Source organism: Fibrivirga algicola, from assembly GCF_011742925.1.
GTDB lineage: Bacteria > Bacteroidota > Bacteroidia > Cytophagales > Spirosomataceae > Fibrella > Fibrella algicola.
Window position 1 is genome coordinate 86,144 of the sequence record NZ_WAEL01000005.1, and the last position, 25,840, is coordinate 111,983.

Here is a 25,840-nt window from a genome sequence, read left to right on the forward strand (position 1 = left end):
GTATACCTGCGTATCTCATAGTTCAATCGCTTAATCGCTTCGTGGTTCTTTTCCGTTTGTCAAGTTTAGTCATTACCATGGTAATCCTCAGTGTGGGATTACCTGCCGTTGCCCAAAATACAGGTGCACGGGGAATGGTGTCTTTTGGTCGATCGGCCGGGTTGCCGGGCGATACGCTCTACCTCGATGTGAATCAGGATATCGCCGTTCAACTCCTGCCTTTTGAGCAACTCCTGAAAGTGGCGTTGGCTTATTCTCCGCTAGTTAAATACCAGCAGGAACTGGTAAATGGACTCGACGCCGCCGTTGATCAGACACGTACCCAGATTTACCAGAACCTATCGGGTAATTTAAATTATTCAGTTGGCGACCAGACGATCATCGCTACAACTACCGACACAAGAGCGAACACATTGGGCCAGATCGCCAACGGCTATCGGGCTGGGGTCGACTTGCGGATCTCACTGTATGACCTGTTTGGCCGGAAACATGCCATTCGGTTGGCTAAGTCGAATCAGAAGGCCGCTCAATTGCAACGTGAGGTGATCGAACTGCAACTAAAACAGCAATTGATTTCCATTTACCAGGACATGATTACGGCTCAGCAGATGTTGAAACTTCGGCTTGTCGATGAACAGGCATCGTTGACGGCCTATCGGCTGGCCGAACTGGATTTGCAGAAAGGGCGGATCACTGCTACTGCAATGGCAACCATTACAACACAATATGTACTGACTCGGACGAGCACCGAACAGGCTAAAGGTGACTTCCTGAAACAGGTTCACTTTTTTGAATCCCTGATGGGTGTGCCTGTTCAACGGCTCAAACGATTATAACGCCTCTGTATGAAAATCGCCGTTTTTCTACGCCTCTTGAAACAGCACGCTTTTTGGTTTGTGCTGATTCCGCTTGTAACGGCAGGCACTGCCTTTTACCTGACTCGCAACGAGGTAAAGACGTACAAGTCGGAAGCTGCGCTTTATACTGGCCTGGCGTCGGGGTATACGCTGTTAAGCGATAAAATAGCGTCACCCATGGACCGCTCAACCAGCGCGTTCGACAACCTGCTGTCGACTCTCGGTTCGAAAGAAACCATGTTACAGGTTGGTGTGGCCCTGCTGGCCGACCATCTACAACTCGAGCAGCCCGATAGCCTGGTGCTTGGAGCGGCTGGTTTTCAGAAGTTACAGCAGGATATCCCCGTTGAAACCAGAGACCTGTTGCCCATATTGGGAAGTACTGCCGACTTGCGCATGGCGCTGGATAGTTTCGCGAAGATGCCCGCAGCGAACCCGATCAAAAGCCTGCTGCTGAATTCAGATTCGTACTACTCGATTACCAAAATGGGGGAAAAGCTGAAGGCGGCGCCCCGGAAGAATACCAACGATGTGCTTCTGATGGAGTATGAAGCCAATGACCCGGCGGTAGCCCAACGAACGTTGACTTACGCCATAGAGGCCCTAAGCAAACGAAATGCGTATTTCAAAACGTCGGAAACAAAATCGGTGGTTGGTTTCTACGAAGAGAAACTGAAACAGGCGAAGGCTCGTCTCGATGCGGCAGATGCGGCGCTGCGCGCCTTCGGGACCAACCACCAGGTGCTCGATTACGATGAAGAGGCGCGGAATGTAGCCTCCTCGCGCGAGGCCCTGATTTCTGAGTACAATCAGGAGAAGATGCGGCGAAATGGCGCAAAAGCGGCCTTAGACGCACTAAATAAACGCTCGGGTATGCAAAGCAGTGTACAGCTTGCCAGCGCAGACTTAAATGCCAAACAGCAAAAATTGAGCGAGGCCGAAAGTCAGTTGGCTAATGCTAAAGCGTATAACCAACCCAGAAGCGTGCTTGCCCGATTGCAGGCAACTGTCACGCAGGCTACCGATGACCTGAAGGCCAGTACGCAGCGCTACGATGCCATTGCCAATAACTCAGACGGGCTGCCGCAGCAGACACTGGCCACTGACCGGCTAGCCAGGTCGATGCAGTACGAAGAATCGTCGGCTAAGCTGGAAGTGTACGAAAAGCGCATTCGGGAGTTTGAGGCCAAAACGAATGAATATGGTCCACTGGGGTCACAGATTCGCCAGCTGAATCGCAACCTGGCTCTTGCTGAACGAGAATATACCGATCTGCTAAACCAGGTGGATCAGTCACGTACCCGCGAAAAAGATGTGTCGGTAGGGGGTAAGCTTGATATTCTCGATGCGCCCAATTTCCCGCTGGCACCACTGGCTTCGAAGCGGAAACAGCTGGTGATTGTTGGTATAGGCGTTGGGATCTTCATTGCCCTGCTACTCATGGCGCTCCGTTTCTGGCTCGACAAGCGGATCAAATCGCCTGATCATGCCGAAGAATTAATTGGTCGTCCGGTTGCGGCTTTGTTTCCAAAGGTTAAAAATCCACTGGCACAGTCGAAAGTTACGAGGGCGTCGCGCAGCATGTTCGAGCAGCTGATGAACACCATCAATATTGAGATTGCGCAGGTAACCAATAAGCCATTCCCACCAATTATTACTTTATTTAGTATTCGGCCGGGACAAGGTAAAACCTGGATTTCTAATGGCTTGATTCGATTATATGCAGAAGCTGATTTACGGGTGGCCTGTTGCTACCCCAGGCGCACCGGCAACGAACAGCGGGAAGACAAATTAGGGGTAACGTACTTGCCTTATACCGCCCGTCCGGATTTTATGAACGTGACCAGTCTGGAATACCTGCTCGATCACACAACAGATTTTGACCCAACGCAATACGATCGAATTCTGCTTGAACTGCCACCGCTTATTAATCATCAGATTCCGGTATACATGATGAAACAGAGCGCATTAGCATTACTCATTATGGATGCTGATGCTGCCTGGGGGCGAACGGAGCAACAACTTCTTGGCTTGTTCGATCGGGTAACGCAACAGCCGATACTACCTGTTCTGAATAACGTTGACGGTGACTACCTGGAAGAGACCAGCCAAATGGACATGGGAGAACTTACCGGTAGACCTAAAAAAACGCTACAGCGAGTTGGCCGGTAGGTGGCTAAGACGATTTAAATTGTAACAAAAAGGTAAGTGACGGCCAATAAATTTATGGCGAATTGGACCAAGTTAAAGCCGTAATTTCTACAGACAGCCACAGAGTGACCAATCAGGTTATCTTCCATCTCAAAACCATCGCTTATCTTTACCTATCACATATAGGTGCGTTCCAAGGGGCCTCACAGGTTCGTATCGATTAAGTGGTTTGATTTTTGCGAGTATAATGCAGCCTGTCGACGGGCTGCCGGTTTATGCAAACTGAGTAAAGATGCGCGAAACTACTACCTCGATTATCAGTACAGCCCCAGATTTTGACCCCTTTGCCGGCCCTCAGCTTGCCCGGATAGTACCCACGACGCAACCGCAACTTGAAATCTGGACTGCCTGCCAGCTGGGCGGTGATGCTGCCAGTTGTGCCTATAATGAATCAATTTCGCTTCGGCTTACGGGCCCGCTTAATCAACAGGCTTTTAGCCAGGCATGGGCAGAATTGGTTACTCGTCATGATGCCCTGAGAACCACGTTCAGTGCCGATGGGCAGCAGATGTGCATTTCCGATGAAGTAACCATTGGCCTGGAGATCAATGATCTGACTCATAAATCACCGACAGAACAGCAGGATGATTTAGCGGAGTATATTCACCAGCAAGCCTGTTTCCCGTTCGATTTTCAGGCGGGCCCGTTAGTGCAGGTTCGCTTAACCAAATTAGCCGCTGCCGACTGGCAATTTACGCTAACTGCCCACCATATCATCTGCGATGGCTGGTCGACGGGTGTATTGCTGCAGGAATTAGGAACGCTCTATTCGGCCTATAGTCATGGGATAAAACCATTACTCGCTACTGCGCCTCAACTGGCTGACTACGCAATGGAGCAGCAGGAACTGGCAGACAACACCGATTACCGGGAAATAGAGAGGTATTGGCTTAACCAGTTTCGGGATAACGTACCCACGCTCAACCTGCCCACTGATACTACCCGGTCAGTACCCCGCACCTTCGCCAGCCGACGGGCCGAATTGGTCATTAGTGCCGAGTTGGTCAACGCCGTTAGGCAACTCGGCCTGCGCACGTCGAGCAGCCTGGTGGGTACATTGACGGCTGCTTTTGAACTGTGGCTCCATCAGCTCACCCATCAAAACGATATAGTATTGGGGTTACCCACGGCCGGCCAGCTTATAGTTGGACAGGCAGGGTTGGTAGGACACTGTGTCAATCTACTCCCATTACGAAGCCGTTATCTGCCTCAGGAATCGTTTCTACAGTATCTCCGCAAACGACGGTCAGCTCAGCTAGATGCCTATGAACACCAGCCATTAACATTTGGCAGCCTGCTACGGCAACTAGCCATTCCTCGTGATCCGGCCCGCGTTACGCTGGTGCCTGTCGTGTTCAATGTTGATCTGGAACCCGATAAAGGCGTACATTTTTCCGGCCTCACGCATCAATTGCTGACGCATGCCCGCGCGTTCGAAAATTTCGAGCTATCGCTCAATGCACTTGGTACTGAGGGCGGACTTACGTTGCTGTGGTCATACAATCAGCAGCTGTTCCGGCCCGAGACCATTGCTCGCTTCCACCAGTCGTTTGCTGATCTGCTACTGGCCGTTACCCAGCAGCCCGACGCAGCATTGGCCGACCTAAGCATCGCTTTAACGGGTAAAGCCACTGGGAACGTACCTGCACCGTTCAACGAGTATCCTTACCCGCGCGAAAAGCCACTGTCGACTTTATTGAGCGAAACCGCCCGGGAATTTCCCAATAAGGTGGCTATTCGGTTCAAAGAAGAAGCATTAACTTATGCTGAACTGGAGCAACAGGCCAATCAGGTGGCGCATGCGTTGCTGGCGCAGGGTGTGAAGCCCGGCGATCGGGTTGGCCTGGCTGTAGACCGGTCGCTGCCGATGGTGACGGGTATGTTGGGTATCCTTAAAACCGGTGCTGCCTACGTACCTGTCGACCCGCAACATCCGGCCGACCGACTCACGTACGTGCTGACAGATGCGGGTTGTTCTGTGCTGCTTACCTCGAAGGCGCATCAGGGGCGCCTGGCGTTGGCAAACGTGCGTGAGCTGCTGGTAGAAACACTCTGGCCAACGCTGGAACACTATCCCGTAACGCCCCCGGAGGCGGGCCCCGTTGGTCAGGATATTGCCTACATTCTATATACATCCGGCACCACAGGCCGACCAAAGGGCGCGTTGATTCGTCATCACAGCGTGGCCAATGTGCTCTTCAGCATAGCCCGTGAGCCTGGCCTGACCAACACCGATAAGACCATTGCCCTGGCAACCATCGCCTTCGATTTGGCCGTTGTTGAACTATACACGCCGCTGCTGGTTGGTGCCGAACTCCTCCTGATCGACCCGGCCACCGCCCGGAATGGCGAAGCATTGGCCCAGTGCCTCAACGATCCGTCTATTACGTTCATTCAGACCACACCCGCTACGTTGCGGCTCCTGCTTGAGGCTGGCTGGCGGGGCCATGCTGGGCTGCGGCTTATCTCGTGTGCAGAGGCCTTACCCCTCGAACTGGCTCAGACGCTCTGGGGTTGCTGCCGCGAGTTATGGAACTACTACGGCCCCACTGAAACGACCATATACGCTACCGGAAAGCAGATTCTGCCCACCGACGAGCGCATTACCATTGGCCATGCCATTGCCAACACCCGGATATACCTGATCGACGAAACCGGACAGCAGGCTGCCGAAGGTCAGCCGGGCGAAATCTGTATTGCTGGTGAAGGCGTGTCGGGCGTGTACCTGAATCAGCCCGAGCTAACGGCGGAAAAATTCATTGACAATCCCTTTTCGGCCAAACCCGAAAAGCTGTACCGCACAGGCGATCTGGGCCGTTATCTGAACGGGGGCACACCCAGCACGGCCGATATCGTTTATCTGGGCCGAATTGATCAGCAGGTCAAGATCAGGGGCTTCCGGATCGAGTTGGGCGAGATTGAGCATACGCTCGTGCAACTAGACGGCATAAAACAGGTACTGGTAACGGCTCGTGAAGATCAGCCCGGCGACCAGCGACTGGTGGCCTACGTTGTGCCCGAAGAAAGTCCGGTTGGTGGCTTCGGTGAGAGCGGCGTAAGTGCCGTCGGCAGCGAGCAGGCTAAGACCTGGCGTCAGCAGGCTGCTAAGCTCTTGCCCGAGTATATGCTGCCGACTGATTTCGTGCTGCTGCCCCGGTTTGCCGTAACCACCAACGGTAAAATTGATCGTAAAGCGTTGCCTGCTCCGCCAAATACGCGTGTTGCGGCGGCAACGGCAGCACCCATCCCTCTGAGTCAACAGCCGGAAACGCCCGAAGAGCAAATGCTATCGGCACTTTGGAGTCAGGTGTTGAGCCGAGACCGCATTGGCCTTGACGATAATTTCTTCGAGCTGGGTGGGCACTCGCTCATGGCCGTTCAGCTCATGGCCCGGCTGCAGGAAAAAACGGGCCGTCGGTTACCCCTGGCTTCGCTCTTCGAGTACCCGACTATCCGCACGCTGGCCGCCCTCGTGCGGGAGGATGACAAGCCCGTATCATGGGAGTCGCTGGTGCCTATCAAGCCTACCGGCACGCGTCAGCCGCTGTATATTGTGCATGGGGCTGGCCTTAACGTATTGCTGTTCAACGCTGTGGCTCAAAATCTACATCCCGACCAACCGGTATATGGGTTACAGGCCAAAGGGCTAAATGGCGTCGATGAGCCGTTGCGCAGCATCGAGTCCATGGCCGCGCATTACAACGAAGAAATCATCAAGCACAACCCGTCTGGCCCGTATTCACTGAGTGGGTTTTCATTTGGCGGTATTGTTGCATTTGAGATGGCCCGTCAGCTCACTGAGCAGGGCAGAAAGGTGGCACTGGTGGCACTGTTCGATGCTGGGGCCTATGATCCCGGCCATGAAAACCCGTGGTGGCAGCGCAAGCAGCAACGCCTGACCTTGTTGAGTAATAAAGTAAGCCACACAATGTCGTTTTTGGCTAAACATGGCTGGCAGGGCGTCAACTACAAGATGGAGTCGATTGACCGGCGGCTGATCAAGAAGTACTGGTGGCTAAAGTCCAGCACCCGGCCTGACAAAGTACTGCTTCGGATGGCTATTCGGGCCTACTGGCAGCTTAAGTTTGGTCAGGCCCAGCAGCAGGAAGCCATCCTGGATACTCGCTTCAAAATCGAAGCGATCAACGATGTAGCCCTGGCGGAGTTTCGGCTGAGACCGGCCGACGTAGCGGTGCATCTTTTCCGGGCTACGGTGCAAACCTTCTACATGGATGATTACGAGTATTACGGCTGGCGCGCCTTTGCCCTGAAGGGGGTCCATGTCCACGACGTACCCGGCGAGCACAGCTACATATTTGCCCCGCCCAACGATAAGGAGTTTGCCCAAAAGCTCCAGGCAGTTCTGGACGGGCGGTAACACGTCACTGACCTGGTTTGTGTCTTATTAGTAAAAATTGACGCTGCATTGTGCTACCGTACCCGGCAGCACAATGCAGCGTCAATTGGTTGTTTCTCAGATTTGCCGGCGAGGTTCTACAACGCTTGCCGTAGCTGTTTTAACTCCCTGATCGAGAATTTGAAGGCAAGGGTGAGGCCGCTGTATATGGCGCCACCAATAACTATTTCGCTGAGGGCGTTTACGATACCTTCATACCCAAAAAATGCCTTGTAGGCAGTTACAGCACCAACCATCAGCAGGCAAAATAGCACTGGGCGCGCTACATTACGCAGAAACACGCCCATAAAACTGCCAATCAGGTAGTGAACAATGGCAAAGTTGAGAATGAGGTTAAACAGCGTGGTAAGCAAAAAAGCCATGGCTGCCCCCGTAACGCCGTATTGCCGACCCAGCCAGTACACCAGCGGGATCTTCACCACCAGCGTAACCAGATTCAGATAGAATAGGAGGTTGGGCTTACCCTTCGTGAAGGCGAGCGTAAACAGAGGATGATTCAGGCACATCATCATGCCGATAAACACAAAAATCCGGATGAGGTCAACTGTGCCTTCCCAGCCGGGTCCATACAACAGCGGAACTACACTGTCGGCCGTCAGAAAAAGACCAACCAGCAATGGGAAATTACAGTAACTCAGGATGTCCAGAATTTTCAGATAGAGCCGTTTTAACTCGTCGTTGTTATTCTGCATCTTGGCCAGTACCGGGTAAGCAACCTGCAGAATGATGGGGTTTAGCTTGGTGATCGGGAAGATGGCCAGCTGGTAAGCAAGCGTGTACAGGCCCAGCATTTCATTGCCCAGCACAAAGCCGATAAACAGGTTATCGTAGTTTGACTGTACATAGCCCAGAATACCGTCGCCAAGGTTGAAAATGCCGAACCGGAGGTGCTCTCCGACTTTATCAAAGGTGAAGCGCAGGACAGGTTTAAACAACGAACTGCCCAGGATGATCAGCAGCGGGGTTTTAATGGCCTGCATGACCAGTTGCCCAATTACCAGCGACAGCTCATGGTAGCCGTTGTAGGCCAGTGTCAGCGTAGTGAGCGTGCCAAAGAACGTACCCACAATTTCGATGAGGGCGATGGTGCGGAACTGTAGCTCCTTTTCCATCAAAAACAGATAAATCTGCCCGAAGTAAACGATCAGGAAATAGCACGATGACAGATGCAATACCCGTTCCAGTCTAGGCTCCTCCTTGAAGGCAACAATGGCTGGCGTTGCCAACTGAATGACACCGAAAATCAGTAGGCCTAGGGTGAGGTTCATCAGGTAGATGGTCGACAGAACCGATCGGTCACTTTCCTGCTTGTATATGATCGAGTTGGAGAAACCCAGATTGGTGAAAAGCTGAAAGAAGCTCAGGATCAGGTTACTGACTGCTACCAGCCCAAAATCACCGGGAGTGAGCAGTCGGGCCAACACAACCATCTGCCCAAACTGGAATACCGTAGAAATCACCGTAGCAATGGTGATCCATTTCCCCCCGTTTATCGCCGCACTTTTTGTATTCATTGTTTACTAGTTAAGGGGCCTTTACTGGCAGTAGGACGACCATGCCGGATGGGTGAAAGCAGAACAAAAACAGGCGTTTCGCTTACAGGAACAGAGACATTTCCATTTAGACTGACAAGGAGGCGTTTTGTCATAGTTTCCTGTCGGGGTGCGGGCATATAAAGTTGAATTGTATCGCCTTTAGGGACTGGCAGGGTGTAAAACCCAGTACGGTTGCGTTCGTCAGGAATCATCAAGACATAGGCCGTTTGGGTCAACTGATTGGGCAAATCCAGTGTGTACCTGTCAACAAGTGGCTGGGTAGGGCCCGATCTGCGAAGCGTTTCCTGATAGGTATAATTGCCAATCAGCCGCGTGGCCTGGAAAAGGTAATCGGCGGCGGGCTTACGGGTTCTGTTTTTGTTAATGAGGCCCATAGAACTAAACTGCGTAGGATCATCGGGATTTTCGTCGTACATCTGGTAGAAGAAAACCCGGTCGATGCCTACGCGGAGGTACAGCAGGGCGGTGCGCAGTATCCAGTCGGCCTGCGTTTGCTCCACTGATTTAGACCCAATCGCGATGGCTCGAAACGGGCTGCCGGGGTTGGTGTCATAGCCTGCTTCGGTAATCCAGACGGGCATATCGTTACAGAGTTCATGCGCCAGCTTCACAAACGCGGCCGCCTGCTGGCCGACTCCTGCCAGTTCCGGAGCGGCACCCCGCTGGGCGGCTCCATTATTGCTCTGCGACGTACCTGCGTCGTTGGCGTACAAGTGGTGATTAATTACGTCCCAGCACAGGTTCACGCGTCCATCGGGGTGGTAGCCCCGAAACTCGCGGCACCAGTCAACCATAGCCCGAACGTAATCGGTGGTGTGGCCGGCCAGCCCGCCAATGACCACCGTTACCGACGGATCGGCGTTTTTTACCCCGGCCTCGGGGCCCATCGTCTGTTTATGACCGTCGTAGAAAGCCGACAGGTTGGCGGCATATTCACGAGCAGTCTGGTAGCCCTGCCGGCCATGCCAGGTTTTGTCGCGTTCGTTTTCGCACTCAATGTAGCGGATCAGGCCCAGCCCGATTTTTTTCTGGTTTACGGGTTGCCAATGGTCATGCTCAGTCGTGACCGACACCAGCGCGGGATCGATGCGTTTGTTATGGCCGTAGCGGGCCATGTATTGAAAGGCCACCCGCGCCTGATCGACGTAAGACGCTGGTTTTGACAGATCACTGCCGTAGCGCACGGGGTTGTTGCTGTAATTGCGCCGATCGGCCGGGTACAGGTTTTCGAGCCACTTGGGAATGGTTTTCAGGCAGGCCAGCACGTCGATCTGCTCGGCCTTCAGTCGTTCGTATAGGGCATCGTAGTTCCAGCCCCCGCTGAGGGTGGGGTTAAACGAGTAGTGACCGGGTCGGGCTTCCAGCTTTTCCCAATCCATGTAATGCCGCACCGCCGCAAAGCTGCGCATGGCTGGCAACTGACGTTCGTCGATCACCAGCGCGTGTGCCGGATCCTCCATGTTCCACTCAAACATGTTAACGCCCGCTGCCTGCCGAAACGGCGTTCGACGTACCTGTGGTCTGTTAGCCAATGTCTCGCCCGGCACGTAGCGGCCATACAGTTCCAGCTCCGATGGATAGGCGCCCGAGGTGTGAAGGAGTAAATAACGGGCGCCTGTTATGGGCGTTTTCAGGCGGAACGTACCTGGTTGCGCGGGATCGGGGCCAACCCACTCGTTGTATTTATCGCCAATGAACCGGGCAATTGGAATCCGCCGCCAATCAGCCGTAATGATCGACAGGGTCATGGGCTTGTCGAGGTTCTGGTCGGCGAAATCAAAGAGACGAATCCGGTCGATGGTCATCTGCTCGCCGATCCGAAGGGGGTAATACGCTTCGTAACTGTCGGTCATTTTACTCCAGCCGGTGTTGACCGACACATCGGTAACGCCGTCGAAAAGCGCTTCCAATCCATTACTGCTATTGATGACCTGGTACCACCGCGTGGCGTCGATGGGAATGCGGCCGCTGGTATCGAAAGCGCTGGACGGAAGTAAGGTGGCTAATTTGGGCGGATGAGCGTCTACGCTATTCGGTCGATTCACCAGGAGAAGCACAATTCCCAGGGCAGCGGCCAGAAAAAAAAGCAGACGTTTCATTGGTGTGGTACAAGTCGGGAAGGGGGGCGTGCGTCAACAGTACGTAGCAACTGTCGAAAACGTTGGCAGAGCGGCTACATCAGAATGGGCTGGCCGCCTCCCGAACAGGCGAGTAGACAGCGTAGCCGTCTGGTTTCGCTGGCCGGTTGTTGCCCGAAGGTGGCCATGATACTTACGGTTTATCGTATTAATTTAGACCCAACCTCATTCGCTTCGTCACGTAATCCACCCGCATATAATGCACCATGTCAGAACGTTCGCCCATTAATCCCGTAGATGTACAGTGGGAACGCTGGTCCAGCGAGTTGCAACCGTCGTTAATTGCAGTGGTGCGCTATCGTATAAATTCTGCCGATCAATCTCGATTTTACGGGCTACTCAGCCTAACCGAAAAAGAACGAGCCAATCGCTTTGTTCAATTGGCTGATAAACAGCGGTTTACTGCCGGTCGTGGTCTGCTTCGACTGGTGGCAGGACAGCTTACCCAAACGCCTCCCAACCAGATTGACTTGCTGACGGGTCCGTTTGGAAAACCGGAGCTGGTATTCCCGGTGGCATCGCAGGTCGACTGGCAGGTGAACGTGTCGCATGCGGGCGAGTGGGTAGTACTGGCCGTTGGGTACGTACCTGTGGGCATCGATGTGGAGTGGATAAACCCAGACTGGCCGTATCAAGACCTTATTCCAATTATGTTTGACGCCGACGATCAGGCCTGTTTAGCCGCCAGCGCAGACCCCCGAACGCTGTTCTATACCTTCTGGACCCGAAAAGAGAGCCTGCTAAAAGCTACCGGCGAAGGGCTTATCAATGACCTGACGTGCATTTCATCGTCAAAAGGGATATACAAGGTTGAATCTGACCAGTTAGCCGGGGTTGAAACCTGGCGGACAATGAGCTTTTTGGTGTCAGATGGGTACGTTGGAGCGGTTGCCTGCCCGGAAGGCGTAACGGTATCTCGCTTTTTCACAATCGACACGACCCAGCTCGATTTTGCTTATTCACCACACAATGGGGCGGAAAATTAGAATACTTGAAACGATCCGGCAGGGTCAGATAGGGGGTGGGGAGTCTCACCTGCTCGACCTGGTCAATAATCTCGACAGAACGGAGTTCGAGCCCGTGGTGCTTTCCTTTACGGAAGGCCCTATGATCGACCGGTTGCAGAAAATGCAGGTGCCGGTGACCGTGATTGGCACAACCCGCCCGTTCGACGTGACCAAGTGGAAAGCTGTTCGAACATTTATTGAGCAGCAGCGGATTGATCTGGTTCATGCGCACGGTACCCGTGCGGCATCCAACGTGTTCTGGGCCGCGGGACAGCTGCAGTTACCGCTCATTTACACGGTACACGGCTGGAGTTTTCACGATGATCAACCCTATCTTGTTCGGCAGATACGGACGGCTGGCGAACAGTTGCTGATCCGTAAAGCAGCCAAAACGATCTCGGTATCGGCATCAAACCAGCAAACGGGCCAAAAGTTAATGCCTGCTTTCGAGTCGGTAGTGATCAACAACGGGATCGACACCCGCCGCTTCGATCCGTCGCGGGCGTTCCCGGATATTCGGGCTGAACTAGGCATCAATCCGGCTGCGGTGCTACTCGTGTTCGTGGCCCGGTTTACGCACCAGAAACAACCATTGGCCTTACTCAACGCCTTTGCGCAGCTAGCTGCGCAGAACCCGAACCTGCACCTGTTGATGGTTGGCGATGGCGAACAGCGGGCCGAAGCACTGGCGTTACTGGCTCAGTTGCCCTGCAAAAATCAGATTACGCTGCTCCCGTTCCGGCAGGATGTGCCGGCGGTGCTGGCGGCTGCCGATATCTACGTGCTACCCTCGCTTTGGGAAGGCCTGTCTATTGCGCTGCTGGAGGCTATGAGCATGGGTAAAGCCATTATTGCCTCGAAGACCGATGGCACCACCGAACTCATTGCCGACGGCCAGAACGGACTGCTCATCGAGTTGAATGACCTCACCAGACAGCTTGTCACGGCCATACAGCGACTCGGCAATAACCCAGCGCTTCGGTCGCAGCTGGGTAGGGCAGCCCGGCAAACGGTATTGACTGGTTATGACGCTGTAAGCATGGCCAGCGATGTCGCACAGATTTATCGCCAACTCACTGGCCAAATTGGAAAGGCTTCCATGGCGATGCCCACTCTTTAATCTGCCTCTGGCTGCATGCAAAAACTGGTTCTTAAATTTCTGTACGTAGTGGCGGCGGTACGGTACCCGCATTACCGGCCCGATCTGCGGTACTTCGTGCGCGATAACTACTTTGCTCGTCTTAGCCAAATTCGTTTCTGGAAAGCCGATTTCATGACGAAAAAGCCGTACAAAGTGATTGAGTTTTATGGTGAGTTTGATCAGGAAGTACGCTACGCCATGCCATTTGCTTACTGGCATTACCTGAACGGCACGCTGCAACAAACGATTTCGGCTAAAAACACCCGTCCATTTTATTTCTTCAGTCCCGATCATGTCGAGAAGCACGACAAGCGGGTATGGCAGGCGGGTTACGGCAACTACAGCATTCCGAACATGACCCACGCGCCCGCCTACGATTTCTCGAAATGGGCGCCGGTGCCGTTTAAGCAGCAGTACCGAAATGACTTGTTTGTTTACGATAAGCCGCTGCTGGTGATTGCCAATAAGTACAATATCGAGTGGGATAAGCCGCCCATTAACTTCCTGGACATTCCAGCGCTCGATCACCTGATTGGTACGCTGAAAGGCCGGTATCAGATCATTTACAACCGGCCGCTGGGCGGGCAGATTGTAAATGATAACAGTGAAATCATGGACCTGGGCGAACACGCCTGGCTACGAGACAACCACCCGGAAGTGCTGCTGATGAACGACCTCTTCGATCAGCACAAAGCACGGGTCGACAACTTCAACCACCTGCAACTGATGGTGTACGCCAATTGCGACCGGTTTATATCGATGCATGGCGGTACGGCGGCCCTGGCGAGTTGCTTCGGCGGTATCAACACGTTGCTGTCGCACCCGGGCGGCGGCTTCGAGCATGATTTCGACGAATACACGAATCTGTTTCCGGCACTGTCGGGTGCTAAAATTCTGCACGCCCGAAACCGTAGTGAATTGTTCAGGTACGTTGAGGATCAGTACTAAGCGATTCAAAAACGGTCTCGAACTCGTCGGCGCGGTGTGCCCAGGAGTTTGCCTGAGCCATGTCGACACGGGCCTGAATGCGCTCGGGTGCCTGATCGGTAAGGGCGTGGCGAAGAGCGGCGGCAAAGGCTTCCGGGGTATCGGCTAGGTCAACAATGCCCGCAAAATCGTCGAGAATCGAGAAAGGCGTTGATACTACGGGTAACCCACCCGCCAGGTATTCGTTGATCTTGAGTGGATAGATCGTGTACGTATGGGCATTGCATGCGAACGGAATCATGGCCGCCGATAACCCCGCCAGTACGGCAGGCAGGTCGGCGGGCTGGTGCGGTGGCGTAAATACCACGTTGGGCGACGTCCCCGTCGTGAATTCGCTCAGCCGTTGTAGAATGGCCGGCTCTTTTATCTCGCCAATAAACTGGAACACCACGTCAGGCATCGTTTTCACGCAATGCTCGATGATGTCGACGTTCAACCGATCGTCGGCGGTGCCGAGGTACCCCACAACTGGCCTGGTTGCCGGGCGCTGTTCGATCAACTGCCGCACCTGATTGAATAGCGGAAAATTGACGCCATTCTTCACGCAAAAAGCGTTCGGCTGCAGGCTCGACTTGGTTTGTCGCAACGGTTCGGAAGTAGTCACCACGGCGTCGACCCGGCGGAGGTAGTCGGGTTCGTGACGGCCGCCATGCTTGCTCATCCATTTAGAGATGGTGATCTCGTCGAAGCAGTAATAAATCGTGCCTGCTTCGTTCAGCTTGCCCAGCATGGCCCGGCCCAGTACCGGATGCATGCCATTGATTACCAGCGGTTTTTTGAAGCCCAGTGTCTTCATTACCCCCCGCAGCCCCGAAACCAGCCGGTCGGCATTCAGGGGCAGCAGGCTGTCGTGCAGGCCAGCGGGCAGGAAATTAATAGGCAGCATAACGGGTGGTTGCCAAACGTGCACCAGGCTACCGGCCTTTCCCGGCTTGGTCGTCAGCGGATTGCCGAGCCGGAGAACAGACCGGACAGGTACGTCTTTTTGACGCCCCATTGCCGCCATGAGTACGTCTTTGGCCGTGTGCTGGTAATCGACATACAACACCCGGTGCCGAACCGACAGCTCGCACATGAGTTGCACCACAGCTTTCTGAAAATCGCCTTCCCAGGTGGTCTGGCCTACGCAAATGATACTGTCGAAGGGGGGCATGGTCATTGACTGCGTTATCAGTTGGTAGGGAAACTGGTTATACGTTCACAGTTTTCTGCTCCCAGCGCGTGGCCGAGGCGAAGAGCATGGAGTTGATATACACCAGTGTGCTGGTGGGAAACTGCCCAAGAATCGGGTTCGAGTAGCTGACCACGCAAATGCCGATGAATTCGCTGAGTAATACCAGCATCAAAGTAGTAAGCCACGGATCTTTCAACTGCCAGACTTTCCAGATACCCGTCAGGATGATGCCGGCCAGCACAAACAGGTACAGACTCAGGCCAACAACGCCCGTTTCGATCCAGAGCATGACGTACCAGCTGTCGGGTGGAATCTGCGAAGCCCAGTGCCAGGGCGAAAACCGGGCACCCGCGCCCGATGAACTGCCAATGCCCGCACCAAATGGCAGGTCTTTTAAATAGCCCCGCAGGCGCTCCTGGTTTTCGAGCCGTACCAGAAACGATTCATCCTTGGTGGGATGCAGTGCCGTTCGGATCCGGTAAATCTGATAGACGCCGTCGCCGAGGTGGGTGAAATAAAGGATGCAAAAAATAGGAATACCAACGATCGCGCTATGAATGATAGGCATCATCTTCCGCTGCAACACAATAAAGGCACCAAAGCCACCAATGAGTACAAACAGAGCCGACCGCGTTCCGGACACAGCGAACCCCCAGAAAATCAGCAGGATAAGTATGCTGTAAAGTGCCCAGTAGTACCAACGGCGTTCGGCCATGAGCAAAATGAGGCAAATCAGCGTAACGCCTGCCATTTCAGAGCCAAACTGCCCCGCATCGGAGTAAAACGAAAAACTGCGCAGCTGACCCCATAAGATGTGGGTACGTGCCCCGCCCGCCGCCAACCAGTTCAGCTCAGCCTGCTCCAGGCCAATGTATTGCTGCTTAAAGCCCCACAGGGCCGCCAGAATAGACCATACAATCCAGGTCTTAACTAGCAGCCACACATCTTGCCGCGTAATGGGGTTCACCAGTACAATAACCGCGATGAAGAGCCAGCTTAACGCAAACGACCGGGCGTGGTAGAACCAGGCGGGTGGGTGGGGCGAAGCCGGATTGAAGTAGGAAAGGCTGACATACACTACCCAGAGGACCACCAGAAAGAAGGCCGGGTTTTTCAAGCGGCCCCATGCCATTCGACGGGCGTTGAGCAACGTACCTGCAAACGTGAGCACCAGCAGCCCGTCGAGGCCGAGGCCTACCTGAAGGTCACCGTCCAGAAAACGCGCCGCGCCAATCAGGAAGCTCAGGTTCACGTAAACGTATAAACCGATTTTGGGTTCTGTCAGTATCCCGGCCAGCAACGCCAGGCCGAGGGGCAAAGCAATGAACAGCAGACCGCCCAGAATGCCCAGCTTCGCAATGAGCAACCCCGCCAGCACCGCCAAGGCAAGGCCTGCCACGCCGTATAGCCACGGGTTATACCGCCATCGGTTGGTCAATAGGGTGAGTTGATCGAGCAAGACTTAACCTAGTTTCGGGGTAGTGGTATCAGACAGCAGAGGCCGAACCGTTTTGCAGGTTCCAGAGCGTCGCTTTCAAAAAAGCACCGGCATGTTCGAACCTGCCCTTGAGCACATAGGAAGCTACATGCTTAGGCAGTACGGCCACAGCAAAAAAACCGTAAAAGAACACCCGTTCGGCCAGAGAACCATGCCGCCGGATGAACAGAATACGGTTGCGGGTCATGTAATAGGTGCGGATGGTGCTTTCCCGACCTACCGAAGCCGACTCTTTATGCCAGATGGTGGCGGTGGGCTGGTACTGAATGGAGAAGCCCGCAGTACGAATACGTTGCGACCAGTCGAGTTCTTCGTAGTACAGAAAGAAGCGGTCAGCAAACCGCCCTACCCGGTTCACCACCGTCCGACTTACGAGCATGGCACATCCGTGGGCAAACGGCGACGTACCCGGCTGGTCGAACTGCGGGCCGTCGGGCTGGTTGAACCCTACCAGATGAGCCGTTCCGGTAAACATGTTCATGGGGCCGTACCCCGCAAACTGCACGAGGTTAGGCGTATCGAAAAACCGGATCTTAGGACACACCACACCTACCCTGGGGTCTTGCAGGAAGGGTTTGATGAGTTCGGTCAATAAATTGGCTTCCAGCTCGGTATCGTTGTTGACGATAAAAAAGTAGTCGCCTTTTGCGGCCTCTATCCCAAGGTTGTTCCCCCCGGTAAAACCCAGATTCTGCTCACTCCGAACAAGCCGCACAAACGGGTACTGCGCCAGGTCGACCTGCGTGCTCAAAGCGGGAATTGATGCGTTGTCGACCACAATGATTTCAAAAGCCGGGTACGTCAGCTTCCGCGCCGATTCCAGAAAGAGCCGGGTCATCTCGGCCTGGTTATAATTGATCGTGACCAGCGAAATCAGGGGGAAGGCCGAATTCATGCGTTGTGGGGCGTGTGCATAAAAGATTTGAATGCCTTGCGCATATTGAACAGCGCCCGCCCGAAGCTCACCATTAAGGCAACTACCACACCCAGATCGCGAATGGAGAGCCGTTTCCAGAGGTAACCGGGAATCGACAGCGCCAGGCTGAGGAACAGCGCCAGCAGCAGCCCAATAGCCATGAGCAACGTGGGTACGTGCCCGGCCAGCAGACATACGACCGTGGTGAGCAGCAGGATTCCCAGCAACAACACCTTCGGCAGGGCTAATTCTTGTACCAACTTAATCCCGCTGAGCCAGCGCCCGGTCAGCAGACTACGCATGCCGAGCGGAAAATAATCGGCCACAAACTGCCACTGCGCCGCAATCCAGCGGGTACGTTGCTGTTCGAATACTGCCCGTTTGGCCACCTTTTCGTCGTACACGTACGCTTTTTCAAGGTAACCGATCTTGTGTCCGCCCACGGCCAGGTTCATAGCCAGTTCTTTATCGAACCCGCCGATGGTGGTCAAGTTGTCCATGGCGGCTTTCATCAGACCCAGGTCTACGGCCATGCCCGACCCGATGATAGTGGCCGAGACGCCTACCGCCCGGTATCCTTTGCGGGCAATGTGATTGTTGATCTCTTCACTGACCGCATCGAGAACGGCCACGCGGGTATTGGTGTTTTTGGCTACCCGATGCCCCTGAATGGCGCGCCATCCCTGCGCAAAGGCGACGTTGACCCGGCTCAGGAAGTCGCTGGCCAGATGGTTGTCGGCATCGGCTACCACCACAATGTCATATTCGCTGGTCGACAGCGTACCCAACGCGGCATTGAGCGCCTTTGTTACCGTCGAGACCTCAAACGAAACGGGCAGCACCCGCACAGGCAGGGTCGCCAGCGCGTCGAGGGTGTGTTGCTGAAATGAATCGGCAATAACGATTAGGTCGTACTGGCTGCGTGGGTAATCCTGTTTGAGGTTGGCCTGCACTGATTCCAAAATGACGGCGTCTTCTTTGTAAGCCGGCACCAGTACGGCAATGCGTCGGTAGGAGATGCCGGCCGCCGCTGCATCGTGCGGGGGCGTTACATCGTCGGCCCGGCCCAGACGGCCCATGAGGGCGTAGAAGAGGTAATGTAGCGTGTTGAGGGCCAGAAAACCGAAAAAGAGACCAACAAGTAGCTGGAAAACTGTTTGCATGGGAGTAACCAACGGCGTCTGTCAAGGCGCTGTTGGCTCGTACGTTCAGCTATTTAGACGTGAAATGGCTGGTTTGGTAACACCCATAGTGGTGAAGTGCCTCACCAATTACGTTTCCCGGTTCTTGTAATACCGGATCATTTCGCTGTAACCCATACCCATCAAAAAACCGGTAATGGCCTGCGTAATTCGCTTGGCCTTTGTGTTGGCCGTTTTCGCACTCTCGATCCAGTTGGTGTAATAACGCTGATGGCCCGGTGGCAACGAATCGTAGTAGGCCTGTGCGTCCGGGTCATCGGCGAGGCAGGCTAGTAAGTCGGCCGATTGAGTAAACGGCTCATCATCTACCTCAATGGATAAATGCACCGTAGCACCTTCCTCCTTGCGAATGGCCCGGCGCATAGTAGCATTAACGGGCAACACAAACGTACCGTCGCCAATGGGAATCAGGGCCACTTGCCGAAGTGGGTATGTGTCCAGCCACCCTTTTATACGGAACGAGGTACGTTGGCCCGGTTTAAGCGATTCAGCCAATTCGCTCAAAATAGCAATATACGTCCAACCGGTTTTTTCGCCGTTCGGGCCGTATTTCAGGAGAGTTGCTGTGAACGAGGTAGGCATGGGAATGGTGGAAATCTGGCTTGCGTCTATGTACCGAACCGAAATATACGCTCTTGTAGGCTATCGAATACTCTTAGTTCGACAAGGCTTCTGCTGGATGTTAACCGCGTTGGACAAGTTAATTGGTAGACTAAATTGTCTTTTGCATAGAATTTATGTAGACACAGCAAGAATTATTGAGGTATCAGCAGACAAGCGAACCATTCGGCTTGGATTCATGATTTGGTGAATACTTAATTTGTAAACTCTATTAAGTCAATAGGATATAAGTACTAATAGTCTATCTGGAATAGGGAGTAATCAAAGCGAGTACAGATTTCGGCCGGGGAAGTTCCGGTGTCACGCATGAAACACACTACATACCAGTACCAATGAAACAAGTTCTAAAATCAACGTTTTTGCTTGGAGCCCTGCTGCTGCCCTTACTATTGTCGGCACAGAATGCGCCTGTTATCAACGCTACAGTATCCGGGAAGGTGATCGATGCCCGCACGAATAAGAAACTGATTGGTGCCACGGTGGCCATCAAAGGCACAACCAACGGAGCCTCGACCACCGAAGAGGGGCAATTTACCCTGTTGACTGGTCAGAAGCTTCCGTTCACGGTTGTGGTCTCGTTTGTTGGGTACAAAACAACCGAGGTTCTCCTAAGTGAGAATAACGTAGAAATTAAGCTGGAAGAAGGAACCAGCCAATTGTCAGACGTGGTCATCACGTCGCGGCGGCGGCAGGAGTCGGCGCAGGACGTGCCTATTCCCATTTCGGTGATAGGTGGCGTGCGGGCCGAAGATGCCGGCGCTTTCAACGTGAACCGCCTGAAAGAGCTGGTACCTACGGTGCAGCTCTATTCATCGAATCCGCGTAACACAACGCTCAACATTCGTGGACTTGGTTCAACATTCGGATTGACCAACGATGGCGTTGACCCCGGGGTAGGTTTCTATGTCGACGGCGTTTATTTTGCCCGTCCCGCTGCCACCACGCTCGACTTTATCGACATTGAGCAGATTGAAGTGTTGCGGGGCCCTCAGGGAACGCTCTTCGGTAAGAACACAACGGCCGGTGCTTTCAACATCACCACCCGGGCCCCAAGTTTCGAGCCGGGTGCCAATTTTGAGGTTAGCTACGGTAATTACGGCTACATTCAGGCGAAAACCTCAATTACTGGTCCGTTGAGCAAGAAACTGGCCGCACGGGTATCTTTTTCGGGTACGCAGCGCGACGGCCTGCTCTACAACGTCGTAACGCAGCAGTCGGTCAACGATATCAATAACCTTGGTTTCAGGGGTAAACTGCTCTACACGCCCACCGAAAAAGTAAACATCACCCTGACCGGCGATGCATCGAGCCAGAAGCCGAACGGCTACGCGCAGGTAATTGCTGGGGTTGCCCCCACGCTACGACCCGCCTACCGGCAATTCAACCAGATCATTGCTGATCTCAATTATAAGCTGCCCAGCCAGAATCCATTCGACCGGCTGATCGACCACGATACGCCCTGGCGGTCGGGGAATCAGCTGGGTGGTGTATCGCTCAATGTCGACGCCAAGCTGGGTACAGGTACGTTAACGGCAACTACTGCCTGGCGCTACTGGAATTGGGACCCATCAAACGACCGCGACTTTACCGGCCTGCCTGTGCTGTCGAAATCGGCGGCTACGTCGCGGCATGAGCAATGGACGCAGGAAGTTCGGTATGCCGGCAATGTGTCGGCGCGCCTGAGTGGCGTTGTGGGGCTGTTTGCCATTGGGCAAGACCTCATCACTGACCCCGTGCATACGGAAGAATCGGGCGCAGCTCAGTGGCGCTTTTCGCAGAGTTCGACCAGTGCCCTGTGGAAAACGCCCGGCCTCTTTGACGGCTTTGGTATCCGGACTACCTCGCGACTAAAAAGCTTTGGCGGTGCCGTTTTCGGTCAGGCCGACTGGGCTATTACGCCCCGTCTGCACCTGTTGCCTGGCATTCGGTACAACTACGACGAAAAAGACGTGAATTACAGCCGGCAAACCTACGGTGGCCTGCAGACTACCGACCCGGCTCTACTGGCGTTGAAGAACGCCGTTTATACCAATCAGGCGTTCACAACAAACGTAAAAGAAAATAACCTGTCGGGGCAGGTGACGGTGGCCTACCGGGCCGGTAAGCAACTGAATGCCTTCGTGACGTATGCAAACAGCTATAAGCCGGTGGGTGTAAACCTTGGCGGTTTGCCAACGGCGAATGGCGCGGTGCTGATCGATCTGGCGCGCATCAAACCTGAATACGTAAGCCACGTAGAAGCCGGGGTAAAAACCAGGCCGCTGCCCGGCGCTACGTTGAACGTTACGCTGTACAACACAAACATCCGGGATTTCCAGACGCAGGTTCAAACGGCTGAAGTGGGCGTGAACCGGGGGTATCTGGCCAATGCTGAGCGGGTACGGGTAATGGGTGTTGAACTCGACGGTAGCCTTCGGATCAACAATGCGTTCTCGCTCAATGCGGCCCTTGCCTATACAGATGGCAAATACATATCGTTTAAAAATGCGCCGGTTCCGCTGGAAGAAACAGGGGCAGAATCGGCGTTCAAGGATATTTCGGGTGGAGCATTGCCCGGTATTTCGAAATGGGCAGGTACGTTGGGTGCTGAGGTAACCAGCGCTGGTAAGTTGCTTAGCCAGAGTGGCCGGTTCTTCTTCGCGGCAGACACGTATTACCGCTCGTCGTTCTCGTCGAGTCCGTCGCCTTCAAAATACCTCAATATCGATGGGTATGCGCTACTCAATACACGGGCTGGCTTCCGGGCGTCGAATGGCGTGTCGGCATTCATATGGGCTCGCAACCTCCTCGATCAAAACTATTTCGAACAACTGTTGCCAGCCGCTGGTAATGCTGGTCAATACGCCGCTGTGCTGGGCGACCAACGCACGTACGGCGTCACCTTACGCTTCTCCTATTAATGCCAGACCAGGTGCATTCGGGGCAGTTACTCCGCAACGTACCCAAGACCCGTCTGCCGGTTAGCCCTGACAGATTGTCAACATTAAACCCGTCTGTGTTTTGTCATTCTGCCGCCCGGTAGGATGACAAAACACGTGTGTGGGTACCCCAGCCCCAAATGGCTAATTAACCGGTGCTGAAAGACTCCCGATCTTTCGCCTATTTTGCATTTATCGATTAAAAACTGTTGCTTTTCAATACTCACCTGTATGAGCAAATTACTACTACCGCTACTATGTACGCTGTTTTGTGCCTTTTCGAGCCTGGCCCAGACCCGGTTGACGGGAACGGTGAAAGATGATCGCAATCAACCCATTCCCGGCGTCAACCTGCTGATTAAGGGTAGCAATACCGGAACCGTAACTGATCGGGACGGGGCCTTTACGCTTGAAAGCAGCCAGACGCCGCCGCTCACGGTCGTGGTGTCGTTTGTTGGGTATGCCCGTCAGGAAATTCCTGTTACCAGTGCCAGTCAGGTGCTGACCGTTAGCCTAACCGAAGAGGCTATTCTGGCTGATGAAGTGGTAGTTTCGGCCAGTCGGGTACCGGAAGATATCCGGAAAGCGGCAGTGACCGTCGAGAAACTCGGTGCCCGGCAGTTTGCCAACTCACCCGCAGCTACGCCATTCGACGCCCTGCAAAACCTGAAAGGCGTTGACCTGCTCACGCAGAGCCTGACATTTAAGTCGGTAAACGTGCGGGGGTTCGGGGCCAATAACAACAACCGCTTTGTCCAACTTACCGACGGTATGGACAACCGGTCGCCGGGTCTGGGGTTCGGCTTTGGCAACGTAGCCGGTATTTCTGACCTCGACATCGAAAGCATCGAACTTATCCCCGGCGCTTCGTCGGCGCTCTATGGGCCAGATGCGTTGCAGGGTCTGATGCTGACAACCAGCAAAAACCCGTTTACCTACCAGGGCCTGAGTGCGCAGGTGAAAGTGGGTATGAACAACGTGGGGAAGACGGGTTTCGGCCCTAAAGGCTACGCCGATCTGGCTATTCGCTACGCCAAACAGCTGAGCGACCGCTTTGCGTTTAAAGTGAGTTTCCAGCGCCTGAGCGGTACCGATTTCATTGCCGACGATTATAGTGACCGGTCGACACGTGACCGCAGCCCGTTTTGGACTACTGATGCTGGTCGCGGAAACGTAGCTACGGGCATCGCCTACGTACCCAATAATAACCCCGCAACCAACTTTGAGTATGATGGAGTAAACATATATGGCGACGACATCAACGCGGGGGGCGCATTCCGGTATCCGGCCAGCTTCAGTAACCCGGCGCTGGCGGGGAAACTCGTGACGCGTACGGGCTACACCGAGCTGGACGTATTGGGTAACAACGGACAGGTGTTTAACAACCGGGCCAACGTATCGCTGCATTATAAAATCACGGACAAGATCGAGGCATCGCTGGGCTGGTACTACGGTAACGGCAACTTTGTCCGCACGGCCGGTTTCCGCGAATACTTCCCCAACTACATTCGCAACCAGTTTAAGGCCGAAATTCGGGGCGAAAACTTCTTTGTCAGAGCCTACACCACACGGCAGAATGCCGAAGGCTGGAACATCGGTCAAACCGCAGCCGCCATCAACAACATTTCGAAACCCCTGGGCACCACCTCAACGGCGGGTTGGGTGAGTGACTTTGCTACGGCCTTCACGGCCAATGGCGGCAACATTGCCGCTGCCCGCGCCACAGCCGATCAGGGCCGGATTCTGCCCGGTTCCGAGCGGTTCAATACCCTGCGCGACCAGCTGTCAGGTACGTTCAACAATCAGGCTATTCCCGGTTTAGGGCGTAACGGCCTTCGCTTCCGTGACAACACAACGATGAACCACTACGAGGGGATGTATAACCTCTCGAAGCAACTGCGCGTAGCCGAACTGATCGTGGGCGGCAGCCTGCGGCAGTACCTGCTCAACACCGGCGGTACGGCCGTAGCTCTGAACACTGACGGGTCTGAATACACGATCAATGAATATGGTGCTTACGCGCAGCTGGCGAAGGAAATTCAGCTGGGCACCGTGGCCGATCTGGCGTTTTCAGTAAAGCCAACGGTGGCTATTCGTTATGATAAGAACGAGTACTTCAACGGCGGTTTTACGCCTCGGGCATCGGCGGTGATAAGCCTCGGGCCACACAACTTCCGGGGATCGTGGCAGTCGGCGTTCCGTAACCCGTCGCCGGGGCAGTTATTTGCCGTACCTGCCGCTGGTCAGGGCGGTGACGTGGGTGGGTCGCGGCTGGCGGCTGAGCGGGCCGGCCTGTTCACGAATCCCGCGTATCTGAGCAACGATGTAGCCGATTTTCAGGCTGGCCGCATTACCGCCGCCCAATTGTCGAGCCGGGCCTATGACCCTACCCGCTTCACAACGGAGAAGATCAAGACTTGGGAGATTGGTTATAAAACGCTTATCAAAAACCGGCTGTATGTAGATGCCTTCCTGTTCCGGAGTGTGTATACCGACTTTATTGCGGCGCAGAGTTTCTTCCAGTTGCTGACACCAGGCTCTGTAGACGGGATTACCAACGCTGCCAACCGACGCACGCTGCAGGTCAACTTCAATAATTTCAACGAGATTTTTGTCAATGGCTGGGGACTTGGCCTTGAGTACGGCCTGGGCCGGAACTTCACATTGAGCGGCAATTATGCGCGGCAGGTTGGGTTGATCACGCTGCGTGATGCCCAGGGAAACGTGCGGAATAATCTGGCTGGTGAGCCCGTTGTCGAACGCCGGATGAGTGATCCCGATGTGGCGCAGTTGGGCCGTAACTTCTTTATTTCGCCCGAAAACCGCTACAATATCACCCTTGCCAATACCCGCCTGACCGACCGCCTGGGGGCAAACATCACCTACCGCTGGACCGACCGGATGTGGGTTGAACAGGGCACTACGGCGGGCGATATCTGGCTGCCAAGCTGGAGTACCGTCGATGCACAGGTAAGCTACCGGCTGCCCGCTCTGAAAACGGTGGCGAAACTGGGTGCCAGTAACCTGTTCAATCAGTATTATGCCCAGGGTTACGGCCTCGCCCGAATTGGCGGTCTGTATTACCTGAGCCTCACCTTCGATGAACTGTTCCGATAAACGCACTGCTACGCTTAAAAAGAGAGTAGGTTAGTTGTTACGTGGCTTCGCTGGGCGGGCTCCGCGAAGCCACGTAACAA

15 protein-coding genes are annotated in these 25,840 nt (G+C 54.3%); 8 read left to right on the forward strand and 7 right to left on the reverse strand.

The window, feature by feature from the left end:
* The first annotated feature begins 77 nt into the window (after positions 1–77).
* From F7231_RS14515 to F7231_RS14525, 3 genes are all read left to right on the forward strand, one after another.
* Complete coding sequence (locus tag F7231_RS14515; RefSeq protein ID WP_229365045.1) at positions 78–836, forward strand: TolC family protein; 759 nt, start codon at positions 78–80, stop codon at positions 834–836.
* Positions 837–845: 9 nt separating this feature from the next.
* A complete protein-coding gene (locus F7231_RS14520) occupies positions 846–3,029 on the forward strand; it encodes a GumC family protein (RefSeq protein ID WP_166692421.1) in 2,184 nt (727 codons plus the stop codon).
* Positions 3,030–3,300: 271 nt separating this feature from the next.
* A complete protein-coding gene (locus F7231_RS14525; RefSeq protein ID WP_166692422.1) occupies positions 3,301–7,446 on the forward strand; it encodes a non-ribosomal peptide synthetase in 4,146 nt (1,381 codons plus the stop codon).
* 116 nt (positions 7,447–7,562) lie between these two features.
* Here F7231_RS14525 and F7231_RS14530 read toward each other — a convergent pair whose 3' ends face one another.
* Complete coding sequence (locus F7231_RS14530) at positions 7,563–8,999, reverse strand: MOP flippase family protein (protein WP_166692423.1); 1,437 nt, start codon at positions 8,997–8,999, stop codon at positions 7,563–7,565.
* Entirely contained in the window at positions 8,996–11,140 is a 2,145-nt protein-coding gene (locus F7231_RS14535) for a hypothetical protein (protein WP_208295615.1), read from the reverse strand. Before F7231_RS14535 ends, F7231_RS14530 begins: the two co-directional genes overlap by 4 nt.
* 245 nt (positions 11,141–11,385) lie before the next feature.
* Here F7231_RS14535 and F7231_RS14540 point away from each other — a divergent pair, with 245 nt between their 5' ends.
* From F7231_RS14540 to F7231_RS14550, 3 genes are read left to right on the forward strand one after another with little or no spacing between them, the layout of a single operon-like run.
* Positions 11,386–12,165: a 4'-phosphopantetheinyl transferase family protein gene (locus tag F7231_RS14540; protein WP_166692424.1), complete on the forward strand. Its 780-nt coding sequence runs from the start codon at positions 11,386–11,388 to the stop codon at positions 12,163–12,165.
* A complete protein-coding gene (locus F7231_RS14545; RefSeq protein ID WP_166692425.1) occupies positions 12,131–13,306 on the forward strand; it encodes a glycosyltransferase in 1,176 nt (391 codons plus the stop codon). Before F7231_RS14540 ends, F7231_RS14545 begins: the two co-directional genes overlap by 35 nt.
* Positions 13,307–13,321: 15 nt before the next feature.
* The gene (locus F7231_RS14550) at positions 13,322–14,275 is read left to right on the forward strand and encodes a hypothetical protein (RefSeq protein WP_166692426.1); all 954 of its coding nucleotides are present in this window, start codon (positions 13,322–13,324) and stop codon (positions 14,273–14,275) included.
* Here F7231_RS14550 and F7231_RS14555 read toward each other — a convergent pair.
* The 5 genes from F7231_RS14555 to F7231_RS14575 all read right to left on the reverse strand — a co-directional run bounded on the left by F7231_RS14555 (position 14,250) and on the right by F7231_RS14575 (position 19,686).
* Positions 14,250–15,467: a glycosyltransferase gene (locus tag F7231_RS14555; RefSeq protein WP_166692427.1), complete on the reverse strand. Its 1,218-nt coding sequence runs from the start codon at positions 15,465–15,467 to the stop codon at positions 14,250–14,252. The genes F7231_RS14550 and F7231_RS14555 overlap by 26 nt on opposite strands.
* A gap of 37 nt (positions 15,468–15,504) precedes the next feature.
* Positions 15,505–16,947 carry an O-antigen ligase family protein gene (locus tag F7231_RS14560; protein ID WP_085411510.1) on the reverse strand — a complete coding sequence of 481 codons (1,443 nt, stop codon included), beginning with the start codon at positions 16,945–16,947 and terminating at the stop codon, positions 15,505–15,507.
* 28 nt (positions 16,948–16,975) lie between these two features.
* Entirely contained in the window at positions 16,976–17,881 is a 906-nt protein-coding gene (locus F7231_RS14565) for a glycosyltransferase family 2 protein (protein WP_085411509.1), read from the reverse strand.
* Positions 17,878–19,065 carry a glycosyltransferase family 2 protein gene (locus F7231_RS14570; RefSeq protein ID WP_085411508.1) on the reverse strand — a complete coding sequence of 396 codons (1,188 nt, stop codon included), beginning with the start codon at positions 19,063–19,065 and terminating at the stop codon, positions 17,878–17,880. The genes F7231_RS14565 and F7231_RS14570 overlap by 4 nt, the downstream gene beginning before the upstream one ends.
* Before the next feature lie 108 nt (positions 19,066–19,173).
* On the reverse strand, positions 19,174–19,686 hold the full coding sequence (locus tag F7231_RS14575) for a YdeI/OmpD-associated family protein (protein ID WP_166692428.1): 513 nt from the start codon (positions 19,684–19,686) through the stop codon (positions 19,174–19,176).
* Positions 19,687–20,057: 371 nt separating this feature from the next.
* Between F7231_RS14575 and F7231_RS14580 the strand changes: the two genes are divergently transcribed.
* Together F7231_RS14580 and F7231_RS14585 are read left to right on the forward strand one after the other, a co-directional pair.
* Positions 20,058–22,625, forward strand: a complete 2,568-nt coding sequence (locus F7231_RS14580) for a TonB-dependent receptor (RefSeq protein WP_166692429.1) — start codon at positions 20,058–20,060, stop codon at positions 22,623–22,625.
* Positions 22,626–22,874: 249 nt separating this feature from the next.
* Positions 22,875–25,760: a TonB-dependent receptor gene (locus F7231_RS14585; protein WP_166692430.1), complete on the forward strand. Its 2,886-nt coding sequence runs from the start codon at positions 22,875–22,877 to the stop codon at positions 25,758–25,760.
* The last annotated feature ends 80 nt before the right edge of the window (positions 25,761–25,840 follow it).

Coding starts and splice junctions, on each gene's coding strand:
- F7231_RS14575 (WP_166692428.1), bottom strand. CDS start 19,686: ATGCCTACCTCGTTCACAGCAACTCTCCTGAAATACGGCCCGAACGGC.
- F7231_RS14580 (WP_166692429.1), top strand. CDS start 20,058: ATGAAACAAGTTCTAAAATCAACGTTTTTGCTTGGAGCCCTGCTGCTG.
- F7231_RS14520 (WP_166692421.1), top strand. CDS start 846: ATGAAAATCGCCGTTTTTCTACGCCTCTTGAAACAGCACGCTTTTTGG.
- F7231_RS14515 (WP_229365045.1), top strand. CDS start 78: ATGGTAATCCTCAGTGTGGGATTACCTGCCGTTGCCCAAAATACAGGT.
- F7231_RS14585 (WP_166692430.1), top strand. CDS start 22,875: ATGAGCAAATTACTACTACCGCTACTATGTACGCTGTTTTGTGCCTTT.
- F7231_RS14530 (WP_166692423.1), bottom strand. CDS start 8,999: ATGAATACAAAAAGTGCGGCGATAAACGGGGGGAAATGGATCACCATT.
- F7231_RS14540 (WP_166692424.1), top strand. CDS start 11,386: ATGTCAGAACGTTCGCCCATTAATCCCGTAGATGTACAGTGGGAACGC.
- F7231_RS14525 (WP_166692422.1), top strand. CDS start 3,301: ATGCGCGAAACTACTACCTCGATTATCAGTACAGCCCCAGATTTTGAC.
- F7231_RS14570 (WP_085411508.1), bottom strand. CDS start 19,065: ATGCAAACAGTTTTCCAGCTACTTGTTGGTCTCTTTTTCGGTTTTCTG.
- F7231_RS14535 (WP_208295615.1), bottom strand. CDS start 11,140: ATGAAACGTCTGCTTTTTTTTCTGGCCGCTGCCCTGGGAATTGTGCTT.
- F7231_RS14555 (WP_166692427.1), bottom strand. CDS start 15,467: ATGCCCCCCTTCGACAGTATCATTTGCGTAGGCCAGACCACCTGGGAA.
- F7231_RS14565 (WP_085411509.1), bottom strand. CDS start 17,881: ATGAATTCGGCCTTCCCCCTGATTTCGCTGGTCACGATCAATTATAAC.
- F7231_RS14550 (WP_166692426.1), top strand. CDS start 13,322: ATGCAAAAACTGGTTCTTAAATTTCTGTACGTAGTGGCGGCGGTACGG.